Source organism: Streptomyces sparsus (genome assembly GCF_054776295.1).
The window spans coordinates 1-8,561 of sequence record NZ_BAAHCA010000130.1 but is presented as its reverse complement, the minus strand read 5'-3'; the positions used below and the strand labels follow the sequence as shown (position 1 = coordinate 8,561).

6 protein-coding genes and 1 tRNA gene are annotated in these 8,561 nt (G+C 70.1%); 1 reads left to right on the top strand and 6 read right to left on the bottom strand.

Translation table 11 applies throughout. The annotated features are described in order from the left end of the window. Positions 1 to 16 precede the first annotated feature (16 nt). The 6 genes from pknB to ACYVE9_RS09585 all read right to left on the bottom strand — a co-directional run bounded on the left by pknB (position 17) and on the right by ACYVE9_RS09585 (position 7,960). Positions 17 to 2,065, bottom strand: coding sequence for a Stk1 family PASTA domain-containing Ser/Thr kinase (gene pknB / locus ACYVE9_RS09610; protein ID WP_461027333.1), 2,049 nt, complete (start codon positions 2,063 to 2,065; stop codon positions 17 to 19). Between the two features lie 139 nt (positions 2,066 to 2,204). Beyond that, positions 2,205 to 3,656, bottom strand: a complete 1,452-nt coding sequence (locus ACYVE9_RS09605) for a peptidoglycan D,D-transpeptidase FtsI family protein (RefSeq protein ID WP_461027332.1) — start codon at positions 3,654 to 3,656, stop codon at positions 2,205 to 2,207. Continuing rightward, on the bottom strand, positions 3,653 to 5,044 hold the full coding sequence (locus ACYVE9_RS09600; RefSeq protein ID WP_461027331.1) for an FtsW/RodA/SpoVE family cell cycle protein: 1,392 nt from the start codon (positions 5,042 to 5,044) through the stop codon (positions 3,653 to 3,655). Before ACYVE9_RS09600 ends, ACYVE9_RS09605 begins: the two co-directional genes overlap by 4 nt. Positions 5,045 to 5,058: 14 nt before the next feature. Beyond that, the gene (locus ACYVE9_RS09595; protein ID WP_461027334.1) at positions 5,059 to 6,591 is read right to left on the bottom strand and encodes a Stp1/IreP family PP2C-type Ser/Thr phosphatase; all 1,533 of its coding nucleotides are present in this window, start codon (positions 6,589 to 6,591) and stop codon (positions 5,059 to 5,061) included. A gap of 36 nt (positions 6,592 to 6,627) precedes the next feature. Then, complete coding sequence (locus ACYVE9_RS09590; RefSeq protein WP_461027330.1) at positions 6,628 to 7,137, bottom strand: FHA domain-containing protein FhaB/FipA; 510 nt, start codon at positions 7,135 to 7,137, stop codon at positions 6,628 to 6,630. Positions 7,138 to 7,147: 10 nt separating this feature from the next. After that, positions 7,148 to 7,960 (bottom strand): FhaA domain-containing protein, encoded by an 813-nt coding sequence (locus ACYVE9_RS09585; protein ID WP_461027329.1) that lies wholly within the window; start codon positions 7,958 to 7,960, stop codon positions 7,148 to 7,150. 461 nt (positions 7,961 to 8,421) lie between these two features. Between ACYVE9_RS09585 and ACYVE9_RS09580 the strand changes: the two genes are divergently transcribed. Beyond that, positions 8,422 to 8,505, top strand: a tRNA-Leu gene (locus tag ACYVE9_RS09580). Positions 8,506 to 8,561 lie beyond the last annotated feature (56 nt).

The window sequence follows — 8,561 nt, the reverse complement described above, 5'->3', positions numbered from 1 at the left end:
CCCCCAGAACTGGGGGTCACCGCCCTCGGTCGTGCGGGCGCCGCGGCGCCGTGCGGCAGTCGTCGTCCCCGCCGGGACCGTCACCGCGGCCCTGGAAGAAGCCGCCGATGACGCCCTCGTCACCGCCGTTCCCGCCGTTGTCGCCCCCCTCGGGGGTGGTCACGACGATGACCTTGGAGCCCTTCTCCGCCTCGCTGTTGCCGCCCGGGTTGGTGCCCAGCACGCGGGCCCGTCCGTCGCCCGAGCCCTGGACCTCCACCTGGAAGCCGGCGTTCTCCAGCTGCTTGCGGGCCTGGTCGAGGCGCCGACCGGTGACGTCCGGAACGGTCGCCGTCTCCTTCTCCGGGGCCTGCGCCACGGTGAGGGTGACGGTGGAGCCCTCCGCCTGCTGGCTGTTGCCGCCCGGGTCCTGGCTGATGACCTGGTTCTCCGGTCGGCCGCCGTCCTCCTGGTCGGTGCGGGCGACCCTGAAGCCCAGCGCCTCCAGCTGCTGCTTCGCGGCCTCGAAGTCCCGCCCGGTGACGTCCGGCACCGTCACGGTGACCGTGCGGACCACCGACAGGGTGACCTTCGAGCCCTTCTGCGCCTTGCTGCCGGCCGCCGGGTCCTGCTCGGTGACGGTGCCCTCCTCCGCGGTGGAGGAGGAGACGGCCTTCTCGTCGCCGATCTCGAACCCCGCGTCCTGGAGCGCGGAGGTCGCCTCGTCCACGGACTTGCCCGTCACGTCCGGCACGTCCACCGGGGCCGGGCCCTCGGACATGATGAGGGTGACCGTGTCACCCTCATCGATCTCCGTGCCCGCGGCCGGGGTCGTCTTGCAGACCGTGTCCTTCTCCTGCTCGCAGTTCTCGCTCCCGCCCTGCTGGACCGCGAACCGCCCGTTCTCGGCGCTGGTCTGCGCCTCGGACAGGGTCTGGCCCTTCAGGTCGGGCACCTTCACCGGGTCGGCGGGCGGGCCGCTGAACAGCACCTTGCCGATGAACACCGCGCCCACCAGGACGAACACCGCGGCGGCGACCAGCAGAATCGTCGACAGGTGGTTCTTCTTCTGCTGCCGGCGCCCGCGGCCCGCGCGGTCGTCGTAGCCGTAGCCGCCGTCGTCGTCGCGCATCGGCGGCAGCATCGACGTCTGCGGGTCCTGGGTGCGCAGGGCCTGCGTGGGACGGTCCTCGCCGCCGTAGGCGCCGTAGCCGACCGCGCCCATCGCGGCGGTCGCGCCGACCGGCTGGCCGTCGAGGCAGGCCTCGATGTCGGCCCGCATCTCGTCGGCCGACTGGTAGCGGTAGTCCCGGTCCTTCGCGAGCGCCTTCAGCACGATGGCGTCCTGCTCGGGGGTGATCTCCGGGTCGAAGGTGCTCGGCGGCTGCGGCTCCTCGCGGACGTGCTGGTAGGCGACGGCCACCGGCGAGTCGCCGACGAACGGCGGCCGGACCGTCAGCAGCTCGTAGAGCAGGCAGCCGGCCGAGTACAGGTCGCTGCGGGCGTCCACCTGCTCGCCCCTGGCCTGCTCGGGCGAGAGGTACTGGGCGGTGCCGATGACGGCGGCCGTCTGCGTCATCGTCATGCCCGAGTCGCCCATGGCGCGGGCGATGCCGAAGTCCATCACCTTGACCTGCCCGGTCCGCGTCAGCATGACGTTCGCGGGCTTGATGTCGCGGTGCACGATGCCGTTGCGGTGGCTGTACTCCAGGGCCTGGAGAATGCCGATGCACATCTCCAGGGACCGCTCGGGCAGCAGCTTGCGCCCGGAGTGCAGCAGCTCACGCAGCGTCGAGCCGTCCACGTACTCCATCACGATGTACGGGATGGAGATGCCGTCGACGTAGTCCTCACCGGTGTCGTAGACGGCGACGATGGCCGGGTGGTTCAGGGAGGCGGCGGACTGCGCCTCCCGGCGGAACCGGGCCTGGAACGACGGGTCGCGGGCGAGGTCCGTCCGCAGCGTCTTCACGGCGACGGTACGGCCCAGGCGGGTGTCGTGGGCGAGGTGCACCTCGGCCATACCGCCTCGGCCGAGCACCTGGCCCAGCTCGTACCGGCCGCCTAGGCGACGCGGCTCGTCCATATCTCCAGCCCTCTCCGTTCGTCCCGGCAGCGTCTGCGGGGTGCCGGGCGGTGTGCTGCTCGGCATACCGTACCCGGACCGTGTGGGGTCACCGGGGCGTGTTCGTCGCTCTGCCGCCCTGAGGCGTGGTGCACGCTCATCACTTGCTGTCGAGGATGGCGTTCATCACGTCCTTGGCGATCGGCGCGGCGAGACCGCCGCCGGAGATGTCGCCGCGGGCCGCGTCGCTGTCCTCCACCACGACCGCCACCGCGACCGGGGAGCCGCCGTCGGTCTTGGCGTAGGAGATGAACCAGGCGTACGGGTTCGCGCTGTTCTCCTCACCGCGCTGCGCGGTACCGGTCTTGCCGCCGACGGTGACGCCGGGGATGCGGGCGTTGGAGCCGGTGCCGTCCTCGACGACGGTCTCCATCATGTCCTGGAGCTTCTTGGCGTTCTCCGCGGAGAGCGCCTCGCCGATCTCCTCCGGCTCGGTCTGCTCGACGACGCTGCGCGGCCCCTCCAGCCGGTCCACCATGTACGGCTTCATGACCTTGCCGTCGTTGGCGATGGCCGCGGTGACCATGGCCATCTGGAGCGGCGTGGCCCGGTTGGACGCCTGGCCGATGCCGGCCTGCGCGTTCTGCGGCGCGTTGTCCTCGGGGTAGACGCTCTCCGCGGTCCGGACCGGGACGAAGTGCTCCTCGTTGAAGCCGAACCGCTCGGCCTGCTCGATCATCGCCTCGTTGCCGACGTCGTCGCTGATGCCGGCGAAGGTGGCGTTGCAGGACAGCCGCATGGCCTCACGCAGGGTGGCCTTGTCGCACTGCGCGTCCAGTCCGGCGTTGCCCAGCTCGTGCGTGGACTGCGGGAGCTGGAAGGGGCTCTCGATGCCGGTGCTGCGGTCCACGTCGTAGTCGCCGCTCTCCAGCGCCGCGGCGGCGGTGACGACCTTGAAGGTGGAGCCGGGCGCGTAGGTCTGCCGCAGGGCCCGGTTCAGCATGGGCTGGTCCTCGTCCTTGTTGAGGGCCACCCAGTTCTCCGCGTCCTTCGTGGAGTTGCCCGCTATCACCGAGGGGTCGTAGCTCGGTGTGCTGGACAGCGCGAGGATCGCGCCGGTCTGCGGGTCGATCGCCGCGACGGCACCCTTCTTCTCGCCCAGCCCCTTGAACGCGGCCTCCTGCGCGGCGGCGTTCAGGGTGGTGACGACGTTGCCGCCCTCCTTGGGCTTGCCCGTCAGCATGTCGATGGTCCGGTTGAAGAACAGCCGGTCGTCGTTGCCGGTGAGGATGCCGTCGTGGATCTCCTCCAGCTGCGTGCCGCCGAAGGCCTGCGAGGAGCGCCCGGTGACCGGGGCCCACAGCTCGCCGTCCTTGTAGGTGCGCTTGTACTGGAAGTCGCTGCCGTCGGTCTCGGTGGAACCGGTGACCGCGCGGCCCTCGACGATGATGTCGCCACGCGGGTGCGAGTAGCGCTCGATCGCGACGCGCCGGTTCTTGGAGTCGTTCTTCAGCTCTTCGGCCTGGACGAACTGGACCCAGTTGACGCGTACCAGCAGCGCCATGATCAGCACGCCGCAGAAGATCGCGATCCGCCGTAGGGGCTTGTTCATGACCTGACCACCTGCGTCATCTCGGCATCGGGGTTCGGGGCGGGGGCGGGGGCCGGTCTGCGGGCGGTGTCGCTCACCCGCAGCAGGATCGCGACCAGGGCCCAGTTGGCGATGACGGACGAGCCGCCCTGCGCGAGGAACGGCATGGTCATACCGGTCAGCGGGATGAGCCCGGTGACGCCGCCGGCCACCACGAAGACCTGGATGGCGAATGCGCCGGCGAGGCCCACGGCGAGCAGCTTGCCGAACGGGTCGCGGGCGGCCAGCGCGGTGCGGATGCCGCGCTCGACGAGCAGGCCGTAGAGCAGCAGGATCGCCATCAGCCCGGTGAGCCCGAGCTCCTCACCGACGGTCGCCAGGATGTAGTCGCTCTTGGTGGCGATGCCGCCGATCAGCCGGGAGTAGCCCTGGCCGAGCCCGGAGCCGAACAGGCCGCCCGAGCCGAACGCGTACATGGCCTGCGCCGTCTCGGTGACGCCGCCGTTCTGCAGTTCGAGCGGGTTCAGCCAGTTGTTGACGCGGTCGCCGACGTGCTGGTTGAACGACGCCACGAACACCGCCCCCGCGGTGGACAGCAGCAGTCCGAAGATGATCCAGCTGGTGCGTTCGGTGGCGACGTAGAGCATCACGACGAACATGCCGAAGAACAGCAGCGAGGTGCCGAGGTCGGTCTCGAAGACCAGGATCATCAGGCTGATGGCCCAGATCACCAGGATCGGCCCGAGGTCGCGGCCACGCGGCAGGTAGACGCCCATGAAGCGGCGGCTGGCGAGCGCGAGCGCGTCCCGTTTGACCATCAGGTAGCCGGCGAAGAAGACGGTGATGATGATCTTCGCGAACTCGCCCGGCTGGAGTGAGCCGACACCGGGGATGGTGATCCAGATGCGGGCGCCGTTGACGGGCGGGAAGAACATCGGGATGGCCAGCAGGACCAGCGCGACGACCATCGAGATGTAGGTGTAGCGCTGGAGGATGCGGTGGTCCTTGAGGAACACCAGCACCGCGAGGAAGAGCGCGACGCCGATCGCCGACCACATCAGCTGGCTGGGTGCGGCGTTCTGCGGCTTGAGAATGGGCTCCTGGTCGAGTCGCCAGATCAGCACCAGGCCGAGGCCGTTGAGCAGGGTGGCGATGGGCAGCATCAGCGGGTCGGCGTAGGGCGCGAACCTGCGCACCACCAGGTGCGCGACGCCGGCCAGCAGGCCGAGGCCCAGCCCGTAGCCGATCATGCCGGCCGGCACGCTGCCGTCCTTCGCCAGGCCGACGTTGACGTAGGCGAAGACGGGGACCAGCACCGCGAAGACCAGCAGTGCCAGTTCGGTGTTCCGGCGGCTGGGCAGTCCGCCGGACGAGATGGTGCTGTTGCTTCCCGTGTTGATACTGCTCATAAGTTGTGCGCCCCTTATGGCGTTCGACACTGCTTGGCGAGCCGCTGCTGCTCTTCGCTGAGCTCGGGGCGGGGGCTCGGGGTGCTGGGCTTCGGCGAGGGGCTCTCCTCGACCGTGTCGGAGGCGTTGGCACTGCCGGCCGCGTCGGAGTCGGGCTGGGTGCTGTCGGCGTCCTCGGCGGCGGACTGCTTGCGGTTGGCGACCAGTTCGCAGACCTGGGCCTGCTCGCGGAGCTCGCCGATCTGGTCCTGCGCCTGGCTGAGGCTGCTCATCGCGATGGTGTCGCGGACCTGGTTGCGCCGGTACGGCGGCAGGTACTTGAGTTCGATGTCGGTGCTGTCGCGCACCTCGCTCAGTTCCACCCAGCCCAGCTTCTGGCTGATGCCCTGGTAGAGCGCGACGTTGTCGCCCTCCACGCCGACGTAGTACTGCGTCTTCGTCCAGCGCCAGCCCGCGTAGAGGCCACCGCCGAGCAGCGCCAGGACGACGACGAGCAGCAGCGAGCGCTTGAACCATCTGGCGCCCTTGCCCGCTCTGCCGTCGTCGCGGTAGCCGCTGTCGTAGGTGCCGGCGTCACCGCCGGCCGGCCGGTCGGCCGCGGGGCCGCTGCCGGGCGGGCCGAAGCCCTCCTGCTCGCCGGACGCGGCCTGCTGCGGCACGGTCTGCCGGCTGAGCTCGGCGGCCCGCGCGGCGGGTGTGGTGGGGCCGGGGGCACTGGCGACGTTCTGGTTCTCGGCGACGGCGCCCACGATGACGGGGGTGTCGTTGAGCTGCACCGCGGCGGTCTCGTTGTCCTCAACGTCGAGCACGTCCGCGATGATCACGGTGATGTTGTCCGGGCCGCCGCCGCGCAGCGCCAGCTGGATGAGTTCCTCGACGGTCTCGCGCGGGCCGTGGTAGCTGGCGAGGGTCTCTTCCATCGTCTGGTGGCTGACGACACCGGAGAGGCCGTCCGAGCAGATCAGGTAGCGGTCGCCGGCCCGGACCTCGCGGATGGAGAGGTCGGACTCGACGTTGTCGCTGCTGCCCAGCGCGCGCATCAGCAGGGAGCGCTGCGGGTGGGTGGTGGCCTCCTCCTCGGTGATGCGGCCCTCGTCGACGAGCCGCTGCACCCAGGTGTGGTCCTGCGTGATCTGGGTGAGCACGCCGTCCCGCAGCAGGTAGGCGCGGGAGTCGCCGACGTGCACCAGCCCGAGCCGCTTGCCCGTCCACAGCAGGGCGGTGAGCGTGGTGCCCATACCCTCCAGCTGCTGGTCCTCCTCGACCATGACGCGCAGCTGCTCGTTGGCCCGCTGCACGGCGGTGCCCAGCGAGGTGAGGATGTCGGAACCGGGGATGTCCTCGTCGAGCTCGACGATGGTGGAGATCACCTCGGAACTGGCGACCTCACCGGCGGCCTGGCCGCCCATGCCGTCGGCCACCGCGAGCAGCCGCGGCCCGGCGTAGCCGGAGTCCTCGTTGTGGTCGCGGATCATGCCGACGTGTGATCCGGCGGCGAAGCGCAGCGACAGACTCATGCGCACCTCGCCCGTCGGCTCCGGGTACATCCGCACGGTGCCCACCCTCCGGTCGTCATGTTCGTACTACTTCCGCAGCTCGATGACCGTTTTGCCGATACGGATCGGCGCTCCGGGCGGAATCGGCGTCGGTGTGGTGAGTCGGGTCCGGTCGAGGTAGGTGCCGTTCGTCGACCCGAGGTCCTCGACGATCCACTGCCCGTCGCGGTCCGGATAGATCCTGGCATGCCGGCTGGACGCGTAGTCGTCGTCCAGCACGATCGTGGAGTCGTGCGCCCGGCCGAGGCTGATGGTCTGGCCCTGGAGGGCGACCGTGGTGCCCGTGAGGGAGCCCTCGGACACCACCAGCTTGGTGGGGGCGCCGCGCCTGGAGCGGTTGCCGCGACCGCCGGACTGGGCCGGCGCCGCGGCCTGCTGCGGACGGGGTGCCGGGCGGTCCGGGCCGCGGCGGCCGGTCCGCTGGGTCACCCGGGTGCCGAACAGGTCGCTGCGGATGACCTGTACGGCCACGATGACGAACAGCCACAGTACGGCGAGAAAACCCAACCGCATGACCGTCAGGGTCAGCTCTGACATTGCCCCCGCTTCACCCTTCGGCTTGCCGGTAAATGATCGTGGTGTTGCCCACGACGATGCGTGAGCCGTCGCGGAGCGTAGCGTGTGTGGTGCGCTGCCCGTCCACCACGATGCCGTTTGTGGAGCCCAAGTCCTGGACTGTGGAAGGAGATCCGGTGCGGATCTCGCAGTGCTTGCGGGAGACTCCGGGGTCGTCGATACGGATGTCCGCCTCGGTGGAGCGGCCCATGACCAGGGTGGCCCGGGAGATCTGGTGGCGGTTGCCGTTGATCTCCACCCAGCGCCGGGTCTGGTCCTGCGGCATCGGCCCGGGAGGGCCGCCGGCCGGTGCCGCATAGCCGCCGCCGGGCGGGGCAGTGGGCATCCGGGGAGGTGCGGAGGGCATGGCCGGACCGCCGGCCGGGCGCGGCGGTGAGGCCGGGGCACCGCCCGGCTGGGCCTGGGAGCTGCTGGAGGCGAGCGTGCGGCTGCGGACCCGGTAGAGGCCGGTGTCCAGGTCGTCGGCCTTCTCCAGGTGCACCTTGATCGTGCCCATGAACGTGTAGCGCTGCTGCTTGGCGTACTCGCGGACCATGCTGGCGAGTTCGTCGCCGAGTTGGCCGGAGTAGGGGCTCAGCCGGTCGAAGTCGGGCGTGCTGAGCTCGACGATGAAGTCGTTGGGCACGACGGTCCGCTCGCGGTTCCAGATGGTGGCGTTGTTGTCGCACTCCCTCTGGAGGGCGCCCGCGATCTCCACCGGCTGCACCTCGGACTTGAACACCTTGGCGAAGGTGCCGTTCACGAGACCCTCGAGACGCTGCTCAAAACGCTTCAGAACTCCCACGGTGCACCTCCTTCCCCACTCTTCGGTGCTCTAGTGCGCCGCATGCGGACAGCGGCTGCCGATACTGCTTACTGATCGTATCCACGCGCGGCGTAAAGAGCTGGTTCCGCTTCGCGGTGCGGTGCATGGGTGTCTCCCCTCACACGGATCGTAGAGGGGCTCCGCGTCAAGTGTCCCCTACCCGCGGCGAGCCGGTGCAGGGGTGACGCCCGCAGGTCCGCTTCCGGGGGTGTCGCCCGTGGTGGGCGGGGCGGAGCGGGCCCTTGCGGCTCCTGCGGACGGGGTCAGGCCGGTGGGTCGCGGGAGGTGCCGGGGCAGCTCCGGGGGCGGGGGAAGCGGGGTGAGACCACCGGTCGTGGCGTGCTAATCTTCTGGATGTCGGCAGGCGCTCACACCTCACCCGGACAGTCCGATTTCGGGACGGTGCGGAGAGTGTGGGAGAATCTCTCGGCAGCACCCATGCGCGGGTGGCGGAATAGGCAGACGCGCTGGATTCAGGTTCCAGTGCCCGAAAGGGCGTGGGGGTTCAAGTCCCCCCTCGCGCACAGAGAAGCACCATCAGAGGTGCCTCTGCCGGTAGCGGAAGCTACCGGCAGAGGCA

What these genes read in the sequence shown, in the direction of transcription:
- ACYVE9_RS09605 (WP_461027332.1), bottom strand. Translation starts at nt 3,656, where the DNA reads ATGAACAAGCCCCTACGGCGGATCGCGATCTTCTGCGGCGTGCTGATC.
- ACYVE9_RS09600 (WP_461027331.1), bottom strand. Translation starts at nt 5,044, where the DNA reads ATGAGCAGTATCAACACGGGAAGCAACAGCACCATCTCGTCCGGCGGA.
- ACYVE9_RS09590 (WP_461027330.1), bottom strand. Translation starts at nt 7,137, where the DNA reads ATGTCAGAGCTGACCCTGACGGTCATGCGGTTGGGTTTTCTCGCCGTA.
- ACYVE9_RS09595 (WP_461027334.1), bottom strand. Translation starts at nt 6,591, where the DNA reads ATGTACCCGGAGCCGACGGGCGAGGTGCGCATGAGTCTGTCGCTGCGC.
- pknB (WP_461027333.1), bottom strand. Translation starts at nt 2,065, where the DNA reads ATGGACGAGCCGCGTCGCCTAGGCGGCCGGTACGAGCTGGGCCAGGTG.